Annotated in this window: 19 protein-coding genes; 11 read left to right on the forward strand and 8 right to left on the reverse strand. The window is 38.6% G+C overall.

Annotated features, from left to right (window positions below):
• The first annotated feature begins 36 nt into the window (after window positions 1-36).
• On the forward strand, window positions 37-714 hold the full coding sequence (locus tag MJX77_RS17880) for a hypothetical protein (protein ID WP_252059994.1): 678 nt from the start codon (window positions 37-39) through the stop codon (window positions 712-714).
• Window positions 715-850: 136 nt separating this feature from the next.
• Here the strand turns inward: MJX77_RS17880 and MJX77_RS17885 are convergent, their stop codons facing one another.
• Window positions 851-1,321: a Csu type fimbrial protein gene (locus tag MJX77_RS17885; protein ID WP_151823205.1), complete on the reverse strand. Its 471-nt coding sequence runs from the start codon at window positions 1,319-1,321 to the stop codon at window positions 851-853.
• Window positions 1,322-1,837: 516 nt separating this feature from the next.
• Here MJX77_RS17885 and MJX77_RS17890 point away from each other — a divergent pair.
• The 6 genes from MJX77_RS17890 (at window position 1,838) to cuyB (ending at window position 7,030) form a co-directional block, all read left to right on the forward strand.
• Window positions 1,838-2,275 carry a DUF2147 domain-containing protein gene (locus MJX77_RS17890; protein ID WP_252059996.1) on the forward strand — a complete coding sequence of 146 codons (438 nt, stop codon included), beginning with the start codon at window positions 1,838-1,840 and terminating at the stop codon, window positions 2,273-2,275.
• Window positions 2,276-2,609: 334 nt separating this feature from the next.
• Entirely contained in the window at window positions 2,610-3,689 is a 1,080-nt protein-coding gene (locus MJX77_RS17895) for a taurine ABC transporter substrate-binding protein (protein WP_013198367.1), read from the forward strand.
• Window positions 3,690-3,698: 9 nt separating this feature from the next.
• Complete coding sequence (locus MJX77_RS17900; RefSeq protein ID WP_013198368.1) at window positions 3,699-4,478, forward strand: ABC transporter permease; 780 nt, start codon at window positions 3,699-3,701, stop codon at window positions 4,476-4,478.
• Window positions 4,478-5,269 (forward strand): ABC transporter ATP-binding protein, encoded by a 792-nt coding sequence (locus MJX77_RS17905; protein ID WP_252059997.1) that lies wholly within the window; start codon window positions 4,478-4,480, stop codon window positions 5,267-5,269. The genes MJX77_RS17900 and MJX77_RS17905 overlap by 1 nt, the downstream gene beginning before the upstream one ends.
• A 17-nt stretch (window positions 5,270-5,286) precedes the next feature.
• Window positions 5,287-6,309 (forward strand): D-cysteate sulfo-lyase, encoded by a 1,023-nt coding sequence (gene cuyA, locus MJX77_RS17910; RefSeq protein ID WP_049836290.1) that lies wholly within the window; start codon window positions 5,287-5,289, stop codon window positions 6,307-6,309.
• A 1-nt stretch (window position 6,310) separates the two neighbouring features.
• Window positions 6,311-7,030, forward strand: a complete 720-nt coding sequence (gene cuyB, locus MJX77_RS17915) for a cysteate racemase (protein ID WP_252059998.1) — start codon at window positions 6,311-6,313, stop codon at window positions 7,028-7,030.
• Window positions 7,031-7,134: 104 nt separating this feature from the next.
• Here cuyB and MJX77_RS17920 read toward each other — a convergent pair whose 3' ends face one another.
• The 4 genes from MJX77_RS17920 to MJX77_RS17935 form a co-directional block, all read right to left on the reverse strand.
• On the reverse strand, window positions 7,135-7,725 hold the full coding sequence (locus tag MJX77_RS17920) for a cytochrome b (protein WP_252060000.1): 591 nt from the start codon (window positions 7,723-7,725) through the stop codon (window positions 7,135-7,137).
• A gap of 12 nt (window positions 7,726-7,737) precedes the next feature.
• Window positions 7,738-8,802 (reverse strand): catalase family peroxidase, encoded by a 1,065-nt coding sequence (locus MJX77_RS17925; protein WP_252060001.1) that lies wholly within the window; start codon window positions 8,800-8,802, stop codon window positions 7,738-7,740.
• 33 nt (window positions 8,803-8,835) lie between these two features.
• A complete protein-coding gene (locus MJX77_RS17930) occupies window positions 8,836-9,468 on the reverse strand; it encodes a hypothetical protein (RefSeq protein ID WP_252060002.1) in 633 nt (210 codons plus the stop codon).
• 199 nt (window positions 9,469-9,667) lie between these two features.
• Complete coding sequence (locus MJX77_RS17935; RefSeq protein WP_252060003.1) at window positions 9,668-10,528, reverse strand: EamA family transporter; 861 nt, start codon at window positions 10,526-10,528, stop codon at window positions 9,668-9,670.
• 118 nt (window positions 10,529-10,646) lie between these two features.
• Between MJX77_RS17935 and MJX77_RS17940 the strand changes: the two genes are divergently transcribed.
• Window positions 10,647-11,114, forward strand: a complete 468-nt coding sequence (locus MJX77_RS17940) for an Lrp/AsnC family transcriptional regulator (RefSeq protein WP_005070150.1) — start codon at window positions 10,647-10,649, stop codon at window positions 11,112-11,114.
• Window positions 11,115-11,202: 88 nt separating this feature from the next.
• Here MJX77_RS17940 and eat read toward each other — a convergent pair whose 3' ends face one another.
• Window positions 11,203-12,618, reverse strand: a complete 1,416-nt coding sequence (gene eat, locus MJX77_RS17945; protein WP_252060005.1) for an ethanolamine permease — start codon at window positions 12,616-12,618, stop codon at window positions 11,203-11,205.
• Between the two features lie 180 nt (window positions 12,619-12,798).
• Between eat and MJX77_RS17950 the strand changes: the two genes are divergently transcribed.
• The 3 genes from MJX77_RS17950 (at window position 12,799) to qhpR (ending at window position 16,543) form a co-directional block, all read left to right on the forward strand.
• Window positions 12,799-13,800: a phosphotransferase enzyme family protein gene (locus tag MJX77_RS17950; RefSeq protein ID WP_252060007.1), complete on the forward strand. Its 1,002-nt coding sequence runs from the start codon at window positions 12,799-12,801 to the stop codon at window positions 13,798-13,800.
• Between the two features lie 74 nt (window positions 13,801-13,874).
• Entirely contained in the window at window positions 13,875-15,200 is a 1,326-nt protein-coding gene (locus MJX77_RS17955) for an HAD family hydrolase (protein ID WP_252060008.1), read from the forward strand.
• A 308-nt stretch (window positions 15,201-15,508) separates the two neighbouring features.
• Window positions 15,509-16,543, forward strand: coding sequence for an AraC-like transcriptional regulator QhpR (gene qhpR, locus MJX77_RS17960; protein WP_002157169.1), 1,035 nt, complete (start codon window positions 15,509-15,511; stop codon window positions 16,541-16,543).
• 151 nt (window positions 16,544-16,694) lie between these two features.
• Here qhpR and MJX77_RS17965 read toward each other — a convergent pair whose 3' ends face one another.
• Window positions 16,695-18,035, reverse strand: a complete 1,341-nt coding sequence (locus tag MJX77_RS17965) for an aspartate aminotransferase family protein (RefSeq protein ID WP_002157177.1) — start codon at window positions 18,033-18,035, stop codon at window positions 16,695-16,697.
• Between the two features lie 245 nt (window positions 18,036-18,280).
• Window positions 18,281-18,835, reverse strand: a complete 555-nt coding sequence (locus MJX77_RS17970) for a TetR/AcrR family transcriptional regulator (RefSeq protein WP_252060010.1) — start codon at window positions 18,833-18,835, stop codon at window positions 18,281-18,283.
• Between the last annotated feature and the right edge of the window lie 198 nt (window positions 18,836-19,033).

The following is a 19,033-nucleotide window of genomic DNA, read 5'->3' on the forward strand; positions in this document are numbered from 1 at the left end:
AGAGCAGTGTTAAATCACTGCTCTTTCGAGAACAATATGAAAAAGCTTCTTTCTACGGTAGTGTTGATTGGCACACTGTTTAGTACTTCTGTTTACGCCCAAACAAGAATTGCCCTGATTTCACAGATCAAGGGTTCATCTGCTAGTACAGATGTCGCTATTCAAAAATACTTGCAGAGCAAAGGCTATCAAGTTGAAGTATTAGATCAATCTGTTTCACCGAATAATTTAAAGAACACAGATTTAGTCATTATTTCTTCTACAGTCGCTTCTAAAAATCTTCAATCGGGTTGGCGCCAACTCGCCATTCCACTGATGACGTGGGAAAACGATTATCTTGATGATTTGGCTATGACAGGTAAACGAATTAATAGCGATTTTGGCGAAGTAGAGAAAGAACGTTATTTGTGGTTGGTCAATGCGCCACATCCACTCTCTGCACATCTTTCTGCGGGGACTCACAATGTCTATAAAGCGCAAGCACCTATGAGTTGGGGCAAACCGGGTTTAGGTGCCACCATTATCGCGACTGTGTATGGGCAACCTGAAAAAGTGGCAATTTGGGGTTATGAGAAAGGTGCAACCATGGATTATGAGTCTCTGGCACCTGCAAAAAGACTCATGTTTTTTCTTAACAACGACACATTTACCAATCTATCTGACGATGGATTAAAACTGTTTGATGCCTCAATTCAATGGTTGAGCAATAAATAAAATCATTTATGTAGCTCAACAAGGTTCTACTCATCGCACCTTGTTGAGCTGCAAAAGAATTTGATATCAAATCATAGTGATTAAAATATTGGCCTTTCAGCTTTACAGCAGAAGCGCTTTATTTATTATTCTTTTATTAATATATAACGTTCACACGGACCCAATCTTCATACTTGGTGGCCTGAACATTGGTACTTGATGTAATTGCCCCATGAATAGGAATATTTTCTTTCATCCCTGTGGCAACTCCTGAATATATTTTACTTCCCTGGCCTCCCCAAATTTGAGTATGACCAGCATCTTGGTACAGCACATATGCAACAGATGCTGGGCTAGCAGCAGATTTAAGTTCAAAGTTATTGTCTGAAGTTACCGCCAATTGATACGGGGTATTTTGGCTACATTGCACAGATACATCCGTTCTTGCAGCAGCAACTGGCTGAGAACGAACGACTGAACCAAAATCTAAATTTCCTTGTGTAGAAACTTCACACGTTTCAATAATCGTTAAACTGACTCTTAATGATGTAGATGCATTTCCAGCATCTGCACTATTTATTGTCAGCATACTCATAAGAGAAAATAAAGTGTATTTAAGGACTTTCATTTCTTCTCCTTAACTTTTTGTTCTAATGTCTATTCATCTTTATATTGTGTTTTTTCTGTTCTGGTTAAAGAAACAGCTTCAGGATCTTTTAGTTATAAAACTTAATATTGCACACTGTCAATAAATACTAAACGCATGATTTGAATGTTATTTTTAAAATCTGTGACGTACTACACGCAATCTAACTAATTCAAAAAATAGTTGATGTTTTTATCTTCTTTTAAAACATATTTTGTCATCATTTATTACACTATATACCTACCTATTCATCGCATACTTTTAAAAGTCTTAATAATTTATAATCTAATAATCACATTTTAAAGCTATATTTTATAACTCTGTCCATTCTCGCAATTGCATAAATATATTGATCCAAATAATATCCACACAAATAGATTATAACTTTACATATTGTTTAGCTTAAAGATTCAATACTAAGAAAACTGTGAAGTTAAATTTAAAATGAATAATTCAGATCTTTAAAACCATCCATTTTTAATTTGAGAAATGCTTGATATGAAAAAATATTTACTATTCCTTTTACTTAGCTTTTATTCGATTCACTCATTTGCCTCGGACAAACTACATGGCAGTGTTTGGAAAACAATTGATGAGGCAACCAATCAACCGAGAGCACTAGTAAGATTTAGCGAAGATAAAAATGGCAATTTGTCTGCGAACATCGAAAAAATACTTGTTCCAAATGAGGCCAACAAATGTACGATGTGTGAAGGTACCTACAAAAACAAATCTTTAATTGGCCTAACCATTGTCAAAAATTTAAAAAGTGTTGGTCAAAATAAATATGACAAGGGATCTATCCTCGACCCTCAGTCAGATAAAACTTATAAATTTAGTGTAACCGTATCACCAGATGGTGAAAAACTCATCGCTCGCGGATACATTGGTATTTCTGCAATTGGCCGAAACCAAACGTGGTATCGAATTAAATAAGCTCCTAAATCGTTAAAAGCCCTACTTATAAATTGCATGGTTTTTTGAAGTGATCATTTACCTCAAAAGCCATGTAATTTTTGAATATTCTTAATTTAATTAATAATTTTAATCATGCACTAACCTATAAATAAATAATTTTTTAAAAGCTCTTATTTTTTTCATGCATCGATTTTAGCTCAAAATATAACTACCAACTTTAAGTGATAAATAATTCTTTTTTAATGATAAATATAAACTCATCTTTGCATATATCCATTCCACTTTTTCATATTTTTATTAATCATAAATTTTCACTAAGATCGAATAAATTTCGAAAATTACTGGAAATATAATGTTGTTTGCAACACGTTTTCACTTAAAAAACGCTGTCTTATCAGTAGGGGTTCTCAGCTTTGCACTTTTAACGGGTTGTGGAAATAATTCTCAGCAAAATAATGAAACTAAGGCAGAAGCTTCTCAAACTGCGGCTGCCGCTGAACTGCCTAAAGAAGTACGTTTTGCTTGGGGTGGTGGTCCACGAGTTTGGGTTCTTGGTAAGGCTGATGGAGATTTTGAAAAAGCTTTAGGTACAAAAATTAAGTGGGTTGAATTTGCTTCGGGTGCTGATGTAATTAATTACTTTGCCGCAAATGAAATTGATATTGCTCGTTTTGGCTCAAGCCCAGCTGTTGCAGGTATTACTCGCGGATTACCAATTGAAATCATTGGTTTGGAAGGTCTAATTTCTGGTGCAGAACGTTTAATTGTTCGTCCTGATATTAAAAATCTGCAAGGTCTGGTTGGTAAAAAAGTTGCCTTCCCTGCCAACTCCACCGCGCAATATGCTTTAGAACAAGCGCTTGCATTAAATAAAATTGATAAATCAAAAATCAAATTAATTCCACTTAAGCCTGCTGAAATTGTTTCTGCATGGACACGTGGTGATATTGATGCAGCCTATGTTTGGGGACCATTTACTCAACAGCTAGAGAAAGAAGGCGGTAAAGAAATTTATCGTACAACGACGCTGAATGAAAAAGGTATTTTGGTTTATAACAACTTTGCTGTCCGCAAAGAGTTTGCAGAAAAACACCCTGACCTTGTAATTAAATTCTTGAAGGCTTACCAAGATCAAGTTGATGAATATAAACGTGATCCTAAAGCTGCTTCTGAAAAAATCTCTAAATACTTAAGTCTTCCATATGACCAAGTAGAAACCACACTTGCTGGTATCGAATATATTCCACTGAAAGATCAAGCCTCTGAAAAATATTTAGGTGCAACATCAAACGATGAAAACTCTGGCTTGGCTAAAGCAACTCAAGATATTGCTAAATTTTTAGTCAGTATTGGCGAGTTGAAACAATCTGATGTCCCAAAGAGTTATGCGCCTAATATCGACAGTAAATACCTTATTGAAGCGACAAAATAAGGTTATCAAATGATTCAGTTGAACCCGTTTAAAGTAAAAGTGATTAGTACATTATCGCTAATCACTTTTGTGATTATTTGGCAGCTTGTGTGTACATTTAAACTTGTCTCACCCATTTTGTTGCCCTCTCCTCTACAGATTTTAGATACAGTTTTAGATTTATTTAAAAACGGTTACCGAGATGCTCCTTTTTATCAACACATTTTAGTCAGCACGGCTCGTGCCTTCTTTGCTTTCTTCGTTGCAATCGTTATTGGTGTGCCTTTGGGATTATTAATGGGCCGTAGTCCTGTACTTAATGCCATTTTAGATCCATTTGTACAATTCTTACGTCCTATTCCCAAAATTGCCCTCATTCCATTGGTTGTTGTTTGGCTAGGAATTGGTGAGGAATCTAAATTTTTCCTTATTTTTATTGCGACTTTACTGAGCGTCATTGTGGGTGCAACCGCAGCAAGCCAAAACGTGCCATATGGTTTGATTCAAGCAGCACAAACGATGGGCTTAGGAAAAACAGCAATCTTATTCCGTGTCATTTTACCCTCTTCACTTCCTGAAATTTTCACCACCATTCGTTTATCTATTGGTATTGGTTGGACATCATTAATTGCAGCGGAAATGGTTGCAGCGACTTCTGGTTTAGGCTGGATGATTATTAATGCGGGTTCTTATTTACGTACAGATGTGGTGATTGTCGGGATTATTTTACTTGGAACAATTGGCTTTATTTTAGATTGGCTCATTGTGAAAGCACAGCAGAAATGGGCCCCTTGGACAGGAAAAGCATAATGACTCAACCCTTTATTGAGCTAAATAATGTTCTGAAAATATTTAAACAAAACAAGACAGAAAATACGGTCTTAGAAGATATTAATCTTAAAATTCCTAAAGGTCAGTTTGTTTGCTTACTTGGGCCTTCTGGCTGTGGTAAATCAACTATTTTGAACTTGCTTGCTGGTTTTGAAAAACCAACTTTAGGTGAGATTTATGTAGATGGTCAAACCATCTCAGCACCGGGCATTGACCGAGCTGTTGTATTTCAACAAGCTCAGTTATTTCCTTGGCTCACAGTAAAAGAAAATATTCAATTTCCACTTAAGCAATCAAAAGCTGAAGCTAAATATATTGCTGAGCAAACTGAATATTATTTAGAAAAAACGGGCTTAAAGAAGTTTGAAAATCATCGAATTTGGCAAATCTCAGGGGGGATGAAGCAACGGGTTGCCCTTGCCCGTGCGTGGGTCATGAAGCCAAAGATTTTATTAATGGATGAGCCTTTCGGGGCTTTAGATGCTCAAACACGTATTTTGATGCAGGAAACACTGACTCAGCTTTGGCAAGACAATAAAACTACCGTTTTATTTGTTACTCACGATATTGATGAATCTCTACTTTTAGCAGATCGCATTATTTTAATGGCAGGCCATCCCGGACGCATTGCCGAAGATATTCAAGTGAATTTACCTCGTGCGCGTAGCATTGAAAATATTACGCCACAGCAAGAATTTATTGAAACCAAAAAACATATTTTAGAAATTATGCGCAAAGAAGTAAGTCGCATGATTGATTACATACATTAAATTTTTAGGACATTATTATGTTATTAAGTCATTTACCGCGCGTTCAATTGGTTCATGCGCCTACTCCTCTAGAGTTTTTACCCAACTTAACTAAAGCGTTAAATGGTCCCCAGATTTACATCAAACGAGACGATGCTACTGGGCTGGCTACAGGTGGTAATAAAACCCGCAAATTAGAATTTTTAATTGGTGATGCACTTGCAAAAGGTGCAACCCATGTACTGACTCAAGGTGCAACTCAATCTAACCATGTTCGCCAAACAATTGCAGCAGCAAATAAATTTGGTTTAAAGGCATCTGTTTTACTCGAACAACGCGTTAGTGATGGTACAGATGAATATTACAATAATGGAAACTTATTGCTCGACGAGATTTTAGGTGCAACATCAATTGAGGTTGTTCCGGGTGGCACCGACATGGTGGCGGCTTTAGAAGCCAAAGCAAAAGAATTAGAACTACAAGGTGAGCGTCCGTACATTATTCCGGGTGGTGGTTCAAACGCTATTGGTGCTTTAGGTTATGTCTCAACAGCAATTGAATTAATTAACCAACTTAACCAGATTCAACTGGCTCCGACTCATCTTGTACATGCAACAGGTAGCACGGGTACTCAAGCTGGCCTTTTAGCGGGTATTGCGGCAACGCACTCAAACTTACCAGTACTCGGTATTAGCGTTCGTGCTGAAAAATCCAAACAAGAAGAAAATGTTTATAAACTTACTCGTGCAACATTAGAACATCTTGGTTTAAGCGCAGATCTTATTGCCCGTGAAAAAGTGATTGCGAATAGTGACTATGTTGGCGATGGCTACGGTATTCCAACTGATAGCATGGTTGAGGCTGTTGAATTGCTGGCTCGAACTGAAGGTATTTTGCTTGACCCTGTTTACTCAGGTAAAGGTTTTGCAGGTTTAGTCGACCTCATCCGTCAGGGTCATTTCACTAAGGATGACAAAGTGATTTTCCTCCACACAGGCGGTGCCGTAGGCTTATTCGGTTATCGTAAAACCTTCTCTAACAAAGATGCATACCGTTTGTAAGATGACAGAATTTTCAAAACTCCCCACCCTTGGAATTTTGGGTGGTATGGGACCGGGCGCTGCTGTTGATTTTCAACAGCGTCTGCTCGATGCAAGCCCTGCCACTAAAGATCAGGAACATATTCCAACAATTGCTTGGAATCACGGCGGTATTCCTGACCGACAACTTGCACTTAAAAACCTAGGTGAAAGCCCTTTAAATGCCATGTTACATGGACTAAAAATATTAGAGCGTAGCGGTGTCTCTAAAATCGCCATTCCATGTAATACCGCACACTTCTGGCATTCTGACTTACAGCAACACACCCATATTGAAATCTTAAATATGGTTGAAATTACGGTGCAACAGATTTTAAAGAATTATCAATCGGGTGATAAAGTCGGAATATTGGCAACCAAAGGCGCCCTTTCTACTCAGTTGTATCAACTTGAGTTAAGCAAGCACGACATTCCTTTTGTCATTAATTCAGATCAAGAAATTGAACAGGAATTTATGCCCGCTGTTTATGCTGTAAAACGTAATGAATCGGCACAAGCGGGTGCGGTTTTTCAAGAGTTAAGCCAAAGGCTCATAGATAAAGGTGCTGGTTCGATTATTTTAGCTTGTACAGAAATTCCAATTGGGTTACATGCAATCCAGTCTCCAATTTTAGACGTGAGCTTTGATACCACACAAATTTTGGCAGATGCTTGTGTACATTGGTTTTATCGGAATATATAACCCTAAAATAATGTTCCCACAGTGCTTTAGACTCTAATCTACCTAAGGCACTGTCTATATGTTCTGAGTGAGTGCTTCAAACTCTAAAGTCGAATAACTCCCTCTCAATCAGCACTCTTCTTTTCATTATCTCTATTTGACCCAGCAGAAGAACCCAGAGCCATACTTGAGAATACGCCATCGCGATAAACCCATGCATGTAATAATGCAGCAGACAGATGACCAATAACGACAGCAAATAACAGCCAAGCCAAAATTCCGTGTAGCGTGCGAAACCATGCATAGAGCGTAGAGTTGGTTGGAGCGATTGGTGGAAGGTCCCAACCCGGAAATAACGTTACAGGCCAATTACCTGCCGAAAGCGTTGCCCATCCGAGCAATGGCAAACTAAACATCAAAAGATAAAGTAGCCAATGTGATGCATGGGCAATAAACGCCTGCCAGCGCGGTACAGTCGGCGGCAAAGGTGGAATTGGAAAATAGAGTCGATTTATTAATCTTAAGATGACCAACAATAAGATTGCGATTCCTAAAGGACGGTGAATATCGATTAACCACGGACGCCAAGTGATTGAGGTTGTCATTCCAACACCAATAAATAGCATAGCCAAAATTGCTACCGCCATAGCCCAATGTAGAATTCGAGCAGTCAAATTAAAATGACGTGGAGCATTATCGTTAGATTTTTTTTGCATGGCTGATCTCTCCTATTTACCCACGGCATCCGTTGCTTTGCCAAATCCAATTTCACGTAAGCGCGCATTGTAAGATTGTGAATAGATGCTTGCTCGTGCTGCGAGTACCGGATCATCTGATAACTCAATTCCGGGTGGAACCAAAGTTGGGTCAAAGTTAATATCACGGCAAACACCATTTACCTGTTCAGCCACATTTTTGACTTCTAATGTTCCGGCTATAACTTCTTTACGCTCTTTTGGCCAAGGCTGAGACGGGTCATTCACTAGGTCTCCTGGCTCGGCAAGTTGCAAAACTAAATCCCAATACAGCGGCCCTTCAGCCAAACGTTTTTTGATGTCTTTAAATAAGAAATCATGGCCAGCTTGATCACGTTGCTCTTTGGTCAGACTAATAAATTTTGAATGAGGACGCATAGACCAACGCACTGGCTGTTCTTGTCCATTGGCGGCCCGCAATATAAATGCATTTACGACATAAAATTCTGCGCCGCTGAAACTACCGGTTAATGGCATCTTTGCCTTTTGCTCAATAGACTTACGCGCTTCGGGATATTCTTTTAAGAAAGCCTCAACAAGGGCTGGATCAGGTTTGCCAGTAGATGGAACTGGTTTAAATGCTTTTTGCTGCGCCAAAAAACCCTCAGCATTTCGCGTAGGAAAATAGGGAAAGTTGTTTAATTTCATCCGCCATTGTGAATGATCAGCTGCGGAAAGTAATAAAGCCATACTCACTGTTGCTGTCGAATTATCTGCCGCATGCGGGTTACCGCTCCCAATAGAAAATCGGCCAATTGCTGGTATATCAGACTTGGCAAATACAGTGGCTTTAGAGAGTGCAGCCGCCGCACCATTACTGTGATAAGTGCCATCAAAACAAATACCCTTACCGTGTGCACGTCGATAACCAGGATCAAATTTACTTAATGATTCGCCCAAAAAAGTTTTGCTTGTTGTTCGATGTCCCAATAGACCAGCAACCCAAGCAAATGCCAATATTAAAGAGCCCGCGATTAAAGCAATACCTACGAATGGCAACCAATACTTCTTGAGAGTTTTAAAATTCAAATTATTCATTCTTCATCCTGTGTAAATTGTATGGCTGCATCCCTAAAGAAGATTTTGATTAGGTACTAGTAAAACAGGGTCTTCAATGTCATAACCAGTTTCTTCTGGAACCCCCAAATATTTAACGACAACCAACCTCTTGTTCTGTTTAGGCACGCTATAATTTTGGGAAATTTTTATTGCTTTAGTGTAATGAACCGCGACATGGGGCTTACTTTGTAAAGACGGCGATTTTACAACATATTCTGTTTTATATTGCGTGATCTTGCCTGAAGGATCAAACCAAGATGATACTTGATTCTGATGCGTTTTTAAGGTCTGAATTTTTACAGTCTTACTATTACTTACGATCAAAGGGACTAAGTTTTTTTTAATTTTATTTAGAGCTTTATCAAACGCGGTACTATCTTGATCATAATCAATCTTATGTGTTTTTGGATTGATGTAGAGCGATTTAACTTCAATAAGTTTGTCAGGCGATTTACTATTTAATAGATAATAATAGAGTTGTGGTAACCGTCCTCGACCATCTTCGTAGTGTCTTAATACATAAAGTTTCTTCTCTTTTTGCTGATAACCCAATACTTCAATTTTTTGTCCACCACCCACTGTCGCATAGCTATGTGCGGACAACGTAAGAATGGTGCTAAAAGTTAGAAATCTTAAAAATTTCATTAGTTCATATCCTTGTGATCTGGCAACTATATTGTATAAATATTAATCAGATTAAAATGATACTTGAGTAAGTGTTACTTGCTGTTTTTATATTCTTTTTGTACAGAGGCAGCCTTTTTAAGGGGGCACTATTTATTATTTCTCTCCCGCTCAAATGACTCATCCAGCTTTAGATATAAGCCATCATAGAAGAACAGACTTATGCAGTATTACGTTTATACGAGAAATAAGAACATCCTGCACACGATGCCATAATAATTGTTATTCCAATGATCTGAAAATGATTTAATCGTTCATCTAAAATCAGCCATCCAGCCAAAGCACTCACCGCGGGTGATGCGCTCACTAATATTCCAAAAACTCGCGGATGCAGTTTTTTCATAGCAACCATATCTAATATAAATGGAATTGCACTTGCTAGCATCGCCATGAGTAAACATGTCAAAAGAATCGTATAACTATCAAAAATATGGATAATGTGAGATGCACCTAAAGGCGTTGCAAACAAAGCCGCCAAGAACATTCCAGTTGCAACAGAGCTTCCGCCACCTTGTGCAACTTTAGAGCCATAAATAATATACAGTCCCCAACCCACGGCAGCCACAAGCGCATACGTCATACCAATAAAACTAAAGTTATTGTTTGAATTGCCCATAGGTAAAAAAAGCAAACCAATAAGAGATAATACTCCCCAAAAATAATCTAATTTATTTTTAGACATTAAAATAGCGACCGTAAGCGGTCCCAACACTTCGATGGAAATAGCGATTCCAACAGACATATAAGAAAATGCTTTATAAATTAAAGTATTCATTAAAGTGAGGATGGCCCCATAAATAATGAGATTTTTCCAATTGGTCTGTCTGTTCCAGTCTCTCCAAGGTTTATAAACAATCCATAAGAAACATGCTGCTAAAGCAAGTCGAGTTAAGGTCACTCCTTCTGCACTCAGAATTGGAAAAAGGGCTTTTCCTATTGATGCTCCTATTTGCACAGAAACTAAAGATAGAAATGCGGCTGCGAATGCCATGCCTTGCTTGGAGTTTGTCTCAATCATCATATTTACTACTCTGGGAATGATTGAAATTTTAATTCTATATAATCAATATATTTCTTCTATTTCTCTCAATAAAACGATTAAATAACTCTATATTTAAAGCTTAATGAGAGATTTACTCATGTCAGATATTTCTTTAGATAATTTTGATTATGCAATCTTAAGAATACTTCAAAAAGACAATAAAACTTCGCATCGAGAAATTTCCGAAAAAATTGGCCTATCCTCTGCTTCAGTACAAAGACGTATAACTCGTATGGAAGAAAAGGAAATTATTTTAAGAAATTGCGCTATCTTAAATCCGCTTAAATTTGGAGAAAAAATTACTTCTATTATTGAAGTCCGACTTAGCGAAGACCGCTCTGTAGTGATGGATAGAGCGAAGCAATACTTTGCTTCTGTTGAAGAAATTCAACAGTGCTACTTTGTGAATGGAGGAGTCTCTTTTATCATTATCATGCTAAGCAACAACTTATCTCATTTTGAAAGTTTAGTTAGAAAACATTTTGCGGATAATGAAGATGTAAAAACATATCGAACCTTAATTGTTTTAGACCGTGTAAAAGTAAACTTTGAGTTAAATATTTAAACTTTTCTATTTTGGCTTCTAAACTTTTTTGTGGTTTTATAAAACTTAAAAAGAGGCCGAAGCCTCTTTATTTTTACTGCAATGAAAATCAGTCATCAATCATAGCGAACTCTTGTTCAGGCGTACCTTTCACCAAATGATGACGGCTATATAACAAGTAATAGAGTATAAATCCGACATAAATCAGCGCGGCTAATAACCAAACTTTTGGATTAACCATTAACCCTGCCACTACAGCAACAGCAGCGAGAATCAAAGCGATACAAGACGTCCATATTCCACCAGGTGTTTTATAAGGGCGTGGTAATTCAGGGCGAGACAAACGTAATTTAATGTGTGAGAGCATCATCAACACATAAGAAATGGTTGCACCGAATACAGCCATTAAAATGAGTAAGTCACCCTCACCTGTTAAAGAGAGTAAGAAGCCAATAATGCCAGGAATGATAATGGCCCAATATGGCGCTTTATTTTCATTGGTAAGTGATAAGTTTTTTGGCAAATATCCCGCACGTGACAATGCAAAAATCTGGCGCGAATAGGCATAAATAATTGAGAAGAAACTTGCGACAAGTCCAGCAAGACCCACAAAGTTAACAAAACTTGCCAACCATGTGTGCTGACCATACACCGCAATAAGTGCATCAACTAAAGGTGCTCCTGAATTTTTTAATGCATTTGAACCCGCTGCGCCTGCTCCTAAAAATAAAATTAAAAGTGCAAACGATGCCAATATCAACATTGAACCAATCAAGCCTCGTGGCAATGAACGTACTGGATCTTTTGCTTCTTCGGCTGCCAGTGGCACTCCTTCAACTGCAAGAAAAAACCAGATGGCATAAGGTACTGCGGCCCATATTCCCATATAGCCAAATGGTAAAAAGCTACTCGCTCCTGCATGAGCGCTGACTGGAATATCAAACAAACGGGCACTGTCAAAATGTGGAAGCATCGCAACGATAAATACGACCAGCGCAATACAAGCAACGGCGGTAATTCCAAACATGATTTTAAGCGCTTCACCCGCACCTTTGAGATGAATACCCATAAAAACTAAATAACAAATTAGATAAACAGCCCAGCCGCCAATTCCAAAGAGTGATTCGCAATATGAACCGATAAAAACGGCAATCGCGGCAGGTGCAATTGCATATTCAATTAAAATCGCAGTCCCTGTGAGGTATCCTCCAAAAGGACCAAATGCAACGCGGGCAAAACTATAGCCACCGCCAGCAGTGGGCAACATCGTCGACATCTCAGACATCACAAAGCTCATGCAAAGATACATAAACGCGACGATGACTGTTGCAATAAAGAGTCCTCCCCAGCCGCCTTGTGCCAACCCAAAATTCCAACCCGCAAAGTCACCCGAAATGACGTAAGAGACGCCTAGCCCCACTAAAAGTAACCAACCTACTGCCCCCTTTTTTAACTGACGTTTTGCAAAATACTCTGCGTCCTGTTGTAAAGCACCAACATCTACGCTTAATTCAGATTCTTTCATTGTCGTATGCCTTATCGACTAAATTTACACCACCAATAGTTGCGCAAAAGATATTCATAAAACTTGACAGCAAAACATCTCCCCGACCACTTGAAGTCAAGTTGATTCATTTTTTCTTTTATAAGATCGACGGCATCTCAACACGAAACGTGTTTAAAAATTAAATTGAGGAGATGGGTTATGTCTGTAGAACAAAATGAATTTTTAAGCCAAGTTCAATTACAAATACTGGCAGAACAAGCAATTAAGCAATATCCATCAGACTATCAAGGACAGGTCAAACTACTGTGTCAGTCTGAAAATGCAACCTATCAAGTTTCGACTGGGTCTGCCCGATATGCACTTCGAATTCACCGCCCCAACTATCACAGCAAACTCGATATACAAAGTGAGCTTGAATGGTTAGATGCTTTAAATGCAAGTGGAATCCAAGTTCCTGTGGCGATTGCAGATCAGTCGGGTGAGCGCGTCATTACCTTGAAACTATCAAATGATATTTATCGTTATGCAGTCCTTTTCAACTGGGTTGAGGGCGATATGCCGACGGTTGAAGTTGACCCAACTGCATTTGAACAATTAGGACAAATTACCGCAAAGTTGCACGTACATAGTAAGACATGGCAAGCGCCTGAAAGCTTTCAGCGTATTGTGTGGAACCATGAAACCATGGTCGGTGCAGATGGACACTGGGGAAACTGGAAAAATGCACCTCATTTAAGACCACAAGATCACGGCGTAATTGAAGAAGCGATTGCACAGATTTCGAAAGATTTAAATTTCTTTGGCAAAACTCAGGACCGTTATGGCCTGATTCATGCCGATTTGCGTTTAACCAATTTATTACTACAACAAGAACGTATCGGCGTGATTGATTTTGATGACTGCGGCATGAGCTGGTTTATGCATGATCTCGCCGCTGCGATTAGCTTCAATGAACATTATGCAAATGCGCCTCATTGGGTTGATTACTGGTTAAAAGGCTACGAGCGCGTAGGTCATATTCAGTCTGAAGAATATGAAATGATCCCGACTTTTATCATGCAACGCCGCATTCAAATGATGGCTTGGAATGGTTCTCACGCACAAACAGAAATGGCTCAAAGTCTTGGAGACCAATGGTCCAATGAAACTGTGCGTCTTTGTAAAAAATATCTAAACGGACAAATGCCTGTCGGAATTTGAAAAGTGATTTAGATCGCTTTTCTTCATTTTCATTTTTTAGTTTTTAAATTTTATAGAATTTAAAGGAAGGGTTTATGCAAGCTACCCATCAACTGAGCAAAGTTGCCAAAGCACTATTACTCACCAGTAGTCTGGCAAGTATGATTGCTCTAAGCGCATGTAATTACAACCCTATACAAAATACATCTCCCGCAGTCACTATTCCCAAAAAGGAATATATCCAAAAAGGTCAATGGGACGCTTTTAACTTCGACCAACTTAATCAATTTATTGCTAGCTATGGAAAAGATAGCCCTAACTACAATCCTGACAAACGCCCGTATATTGTCACTGACTTTGACAATACCTCGGTATTTTTAGACATCGAAGAAGCAACTTTAATTTATCAGCTTGAACACTTAGCGTTTAATGTCACGCCAGAACAGCTTAATCAGATTATTCACAAAGGAATTAGCTCGCAAAATTTTGAAGCGGCCTACAATAACCAGCAAGGCCAAGCCGTCAATATTGATAAAATTGCCCCAGATATTATTGCGAGCTACACATGGCTTTATCACCACTATAGCGGTCTAAAAGGCAAGCAAAGTCTGGATCAAATTAAACAAGATCCGCATTATCTCGATTTCATTACTAAAATGAGATATCTATATGCAGCGATTGGAGACACGTTTGATCATGAAGTTGCATATCCGTGGGTCACTTATTTATTTACCGGGCTTACCGAACAAGAAGTCCGTAATTTGGTGAAAGCAACGGTGGCTTGGCAAATGCAGCAACCGATTGGACCTGTGACATGGACCTCTCCCGCAGCACTTTCGGGCCAAGCTGGTGTTGTGAAAACCACTTGGGAAAATGGTTTAAGACCATACCGTGAAATGCAAAATCTATTTAAGGCCTTTCAGGATAATGGAATTGATGTCTATGTCTGCTCGGCATCTTTTATTGATGTGATTAAGGAAATTATTTCTAATCCAGAGATCGGCTACAACATTAATGAAAAAAATGCCTACGCGATGGAGTTGGAACGAGATGCACAAAATCGAATTTTACCCGAGTTTCGTCATGGCTATGCGCAAACTCAAGGTAAAGGCAAAACCGCAACCATCCAGCGTTTTTTAGTCTCTAAATATGGTTACGGGCCAATTTTTATCGCAGGTGACAGTGAAGGCGATCAAAATATGATGCAAGATTTTGCGGCGACTCAGAAGGTTCTGATTATCAACCGATTGCGCAGCCCAAGCTCTGATATTGGCAAGTTTTCTCAGCAGGCTGTACAGGGCTATGGTCAAACCAATCCTAGATTTTTACTACAGGGCCGCGATGCCAATACAGGTCAATTTAGACCCTCAATGGCCAGTTTAAGTTATGGCGCACAAACGGCAAAAACTACAAAAAATTAATATTTCACTTATTTTCTCATGCCTACAATAGATGTTGTATGCATGAGAAACCGATTAATTTCTTGTTTTAGTTCTGCCCTGTTTGCCTATCTCTAATGCATTTTCTGCCTTCTTTTAGTTCGCTACCCAACCTTAAATACAACTCTTGATCTCTTCTTAAAGAATCAAATCTGAAACTTAAAACAGCAACACATAAGTCATTATTTTATAAAAATTTTTAACAACACAAAATCATGGACGTAAGCAAAAACTGGTATGGCTTTTGCTTAATATAAGAATAGTTAGGAATAAATATCATGAGACTTGACATGTTACATCTCAACCCAGCTCATCTTGTCGATTCAAATATGTGTAATCAAGGTGTATTGTCTGCAGCTGCTTCTGGATTAAGCGAGTTTATTCGTCAAAAAGGTGCAGATGTTGATCGCGTTTTAGGTATTAGTGGTATTAATCCTGAACTTTTAATCAGCCCAACTTTAAGTTTACAACTGCCCAATTATTGCAAGGTGCTAGAACAGGCGGCGCTGGTTTCTGGTTGTGATAATTTTGGCCTGCATTATGGTCAACAGTTTCAACCGAAATCATTAGGGCTCATTGGGTACATTGGTCTTTGTTCAAATACATTAGAGTCTGCACTCATGAACATGACCAATAACTTTTATTTGCATCAGAAAGATACGCTTAATCGAATGGTCGATTTAGGAGATAGCTGGCGCATAGATTATCAGGTTCAACACGGCGCGATTTTAACTCGCCGCCAAGATGCAGAACTGACCATGGGCATGTTTATGAATGTGATTCGTGAAGTGATGGGTCCTCATTATTCACCACGCGCGATTCACTTTGAGCATACTCGCCCTGAATTTTGGCAAGAACACAGCAAATTATTTAACGCGCCTGTTTATTTTGATCAGCCTTTTAACTCCATCATCATTTCAAAAAAAGACGTCCAGCATACTATGCCGGGGCGTGATTCTATTTTATTAACAGTAATTTTAGATACGCTGCTGTTACTCAATCGCTCTTCTCAAAGTCAAAGTCTTGCAGATCAAGTACGTTCTCACATCCAACTTGAACTGAGTGAAGGTGAACCAAACCTTGAAAAAATCGCTCATGATATTGGTTTAACGAGCTGCACCCTTACCCGCCGTTTAAAAAATGAAGGACTGACCTTTACCCATTTAGTCGATCAGGTTCGTTGTGAATTGGCTGAGCATTATATTAAACAAAAAAATATTCCAATTTCAGAAATGGCATTCTTATTAGGTTACTCAGAAGTAAGTGCTCTATCACGTGCATTTAAACGCTGGTTTGGTGTTACACCACGTCAATTAAGACACTAAAGCATTGCAAATACAGGCCTTGAATAAAGGCCTTTTTATTATTTAAGTAATTCGAAATAACTTTTACAGCCACAAAATAATTGAACAACAAAATACCCTTCAAATTAGATTTAACATCCAACTTGAAGGGTATTTTTATATTTAAAGTGACTTACTTTAATTTTGTTAATGCTTGATCTAAAGCGCCAACTAACCAATCGATATCTTTTATTTGGAAAGCCAAAGGTGGGCGCAGTTTTAATACATTGCCATAAGGACCTGCAACTGAGGTTAAAACTCGATGAGTGTTTCTGAGTTCTTCAATAAGGTTCAAAGCCAATGCTTTATTCGGTTCTTTTGTGGCTCTATCTTTAACCAGTTCAAATCCTATAAACAGACCAGCGCCACGGACATCACCGACCATCTCATGTTTATCCATAAGTTTAGTGAGTTCTTTGAGAAGTAGCCCTCCCACATATTTGCTATGGGTCTGCAACTCTTCTTCCTGAATGACTTTAAGTACAGCCTGTGCCGCTGCCATAGAAACAGGATTACCACCAAATGTATTAAAATATGGAATTTTATCGCTAAAAGCAGCGAGGACTTCACTCTTGGCTAAAAGCCCTGACACTGGAACTCCGTTACCCATTGGTTTACCTGTGGTAATAATATCAGGCACAACATTGTGACGACCAAAGCCCCAGAAAGAATCGCCAGTGCGCGCGAAACCCGGTTGTACTTCATCAGCAATAAAGATACCGCCATTGGCATGCACAACATCAACCGCTTTTTGTAAGAACCCAACAGGATTAGGCATTACACCGTCAGAAGAGAATATTGAGTCCGCTAAAAAACCTGCAAACTTAATACCTTTTGCATTCATATCATCAATTTGCTGTTGGATCTGCTGCGCGAACCAAGTACCTAAATCATCAGTTTGAATTCGATAATAATCAGGGGCTGGAACTAGACGAGTTGTCGCATCTAAAGGCTGCTCAGTTCCAAGCGCTGGAGAGCATCCTGAGGTTAAGCTACTGGTTCCATGATACGACTCTTGAGACACAATGATTCCTGTACCGCCGCTATATTCACGGGCAATACGAATCGCTAAATCATTCGCTTCCGAGCCAGTACACATATACATGGCACGGTCAATTTCATCGGGAGTGGTTTGTAATAGTTCTTCGGTATAATCCAAAATATTTTCATGTAAATAACGGGTATGCGTATTGAGCATTTTCATTTGCTCATTTACCGCTTCAATCACCGCAGGATGACAATGACCAATGCTGGCAACATTGTTGTAAACATCCAGATATTGATGACCTGCTGCATCCCATAAATATTGCCCCTGTCCTTTCACCAGATGCACGGGATTACGATAAAACAAGCGATAGGATTCACCTAAAATTTTATTTCTTTTATCGGTCAGTTTGCGGGTAGCATGGTCCAGCTCAGCAGCATGTTCTGGACGAAAGCTATTGGTATCCATAATGGTTGAACGCGTACCCATGAATGACTCCTCTATTTATATTCAGCATACTTTTGCGCGAGACGATGACTGACGTAGGCAACTCATACGCTGATTCGAAATATTTCAGTATTTGATTGAAGTTACGCAAACCATATTGCTTAAGTCTCTTAAAAAAAACTTGACCTCAGACCACTTAAGCCACAATTTGAAGTCAACTCTCAAAGTTCATCCAATAGCTATTTTAAAATTAAGGTTTATGCTTTCCCGTAAATAAACCGAAACATCTAAAGAAATAAATGAGAAATCATATTCCAGTAGCTTTCTCTGTCGTCTGCCCCATCTGAGCTTAAAAGCTGAATAATTGCGCCCTCAATCATATATAAAAATAGTTTGGCATCTTGGAAAGTCGCATCGGTTTTTAGTTTTATTAACTGGCTATAGATTTCATTCATTAGCCAAGTTCTATATTTAATTGCGACTTGATAAGCTTTTGCATAAGTCAGTTTTATCTCAAAAATGGCTTTAAACAATAAATAGTAAAGCCCATCTAAATCGGTGTGTAAAAGATAAAGCTCCTTGAGTTTATCTCTAGCACTGGTGTGGCTGGTGTATTCAGCAATGGAAACCACTTTTTCTTTTAATCGTTCTTTTTGTACGATTAAACAGATTTCAATAAACCGCTCTTTCGAGTGAAAGTAGTTATAAAAAGTCGCTTTGGGAATTTGGCATTCTTTCACAATTCGGTCGACACCAACCGTATGAAACCCCAAATGGTGAAATAAATTAATTGATGTATTAATAACTTGTATGGCACGGGAGGAAAGTACTAAATTTGGCATCGTTTTACCGCTATAAATTCTTGTTGTTTCTAAATGAGATACTTTTTGGGAGAAAAAAAGGCGCAGCAAAGCCGTAAAGACTGTGCGTAGCACATCTCGAGTTTGTTATTGCTAAGTTTTAAATAAAAAAGACTTTAAGCCTGAAAGCCTTATGGCAATCAAGCTGCTTTAATTTTTAAGCTGTGTCGTTATAGCTTT

It is taken from the genome of Acinetobacter sp. AHP123 (genome assembly GCF_023757925.1).
Taxonomy (GTDB): domain Bacteria; phylum Pseudomonadota; class Gammaproteobacteria; order Pseudomonadales; family Moraxellaceae; genus Acinetobacter; species Acinetobacter oleivorans.

Bases quoted from the DNA above. Each gene is read 5' to 3' on its own strand.
- MJX77_RS17900 (WP_013198368.1), top strand. From the start codon at position 3,699: ATGATTCAGTTGAACCCGTTTAAAGTAAAAGTGATTAGTACATTATCG.
- MJX77_RS17925 (WP_252060001.1), bottom strand. From the start codon at position 8,802: ATGAATAATTTGAATTTTAAAACTCTCAAGAAGTATTGGTTGCCATTC.
- MJX77_RS17955 (WP_252060008.1), top strand. From the start codon at position 13,875: ATGCAAGCTACCCATCAACTGAGCAAAGTTGCCAAAGCACTATTACTC.
- cuyB (WP_252059998.1), top strand. From the start codon at position 6,311: ATGACAGAATTTTCAAAACTCCCCACCCTTGGAATTTTGGGTGGTATG.
- MJX77_RS17895 (WP_013198367.1), top strand. From the start codon at position 2,610: ATGTTGTTTGCAACACGTTTTCACTTAAAAAACGCTGTCTTATCAGTA.
- MJX77_RS17880 (WP_252059994.1), top strand. From the start codon at position 37: ATGAAAAAGCTTCTTTCTACGGTAGTGTTGATTGGCACACTGTTTAGT.
- MJX77_RS17940 (WP_005070150.1), top strand. From the start codon at position 10,647: ATGTCAGATATTTCTTTAGATAATTTTGATTATGCAATCTTAAGAATA.
- MJX77_RS17950 (WP_252060007.1), top strand. From the start codon at position 12,799: ATGTCTGTAGAACAAAATGAATTTTTAAGCCAAGTTCAATTACAAATA.
- qhpR (WP_002157169.1), top strand. From the start codon at position 15,509: ATGTTACATCTCAACCCAGCTCATCTTGTCGATTCAAATATGTGTAAT.
- eat (WP_252060005.1), bottom strand. From the start codon at position 12,618: ATGAAAGAATCTGAATTAAGCGTAGATGTTGGTGCTTTACAACAGGAC.
- cuyA (WP_049836290.1), top strand. From the start codon at position 5,287: ATGTTATTAAGTCATTTACCGCGCGTTCAATTGGTTCATGCGCCTACT.
- MJX77_RS17965 (WP_002157177.1), bottom strand. From the start codon at position 18,035: ATGGGTACGCGTTCAACCATTATGGATACCAATAGCTTTCGTCCAGAA.
- MJX77_RS17930 (WP_252060002.1), bottom strand. From the start codon at position 9,468: ATGAAATTTTTAAGATTTCTAACTTTTAGCACCATTCTTACGTTGTCC.
- MJX77_RS17885 (WP_151823205.1), bottom strand. From the start codon at position 1,321: ATGAAAGTCCTTAAATACACTTTATTTTCTCTTATGAGTATGCTGACA.
- MJX77_RS17890 (WP_252059996.1), top strand. From the start codon at position 1,838: ATGAAAAAATATTTACTATTCCTTTTACTTAGCTTTTATTCGATTCAC.
- MJX77_RS17970 (WP_252060010.1), bottom strand. From the start codon at position 18,835: ATGCCAAATTTAGTACTTTCCTCCCGTGCCATACAAGTTATTAATACA.
- MJX77_RS17905 (WP_252059997.1), top strand. From the start codon at position 4,478: ATGACTCAACCCTTTATTGAGCTAAATAATGTTCTGAAAATATTTAAA.
- MJX77_RS17935 (WP_252060003.1), bottom strand. From the start codon at position 10,528: ATGATGATTGAGACAAACTCCAAGCAAGGCATGGCATTCGCAGCCGCA.
- MJX77_RS17920 (WP_252060000.1), bottom strand. From the start codon at position 7,725: ATGCAAAAAAAATCTAACGATAATGCTCCACGTCATTTTAATTTGACT.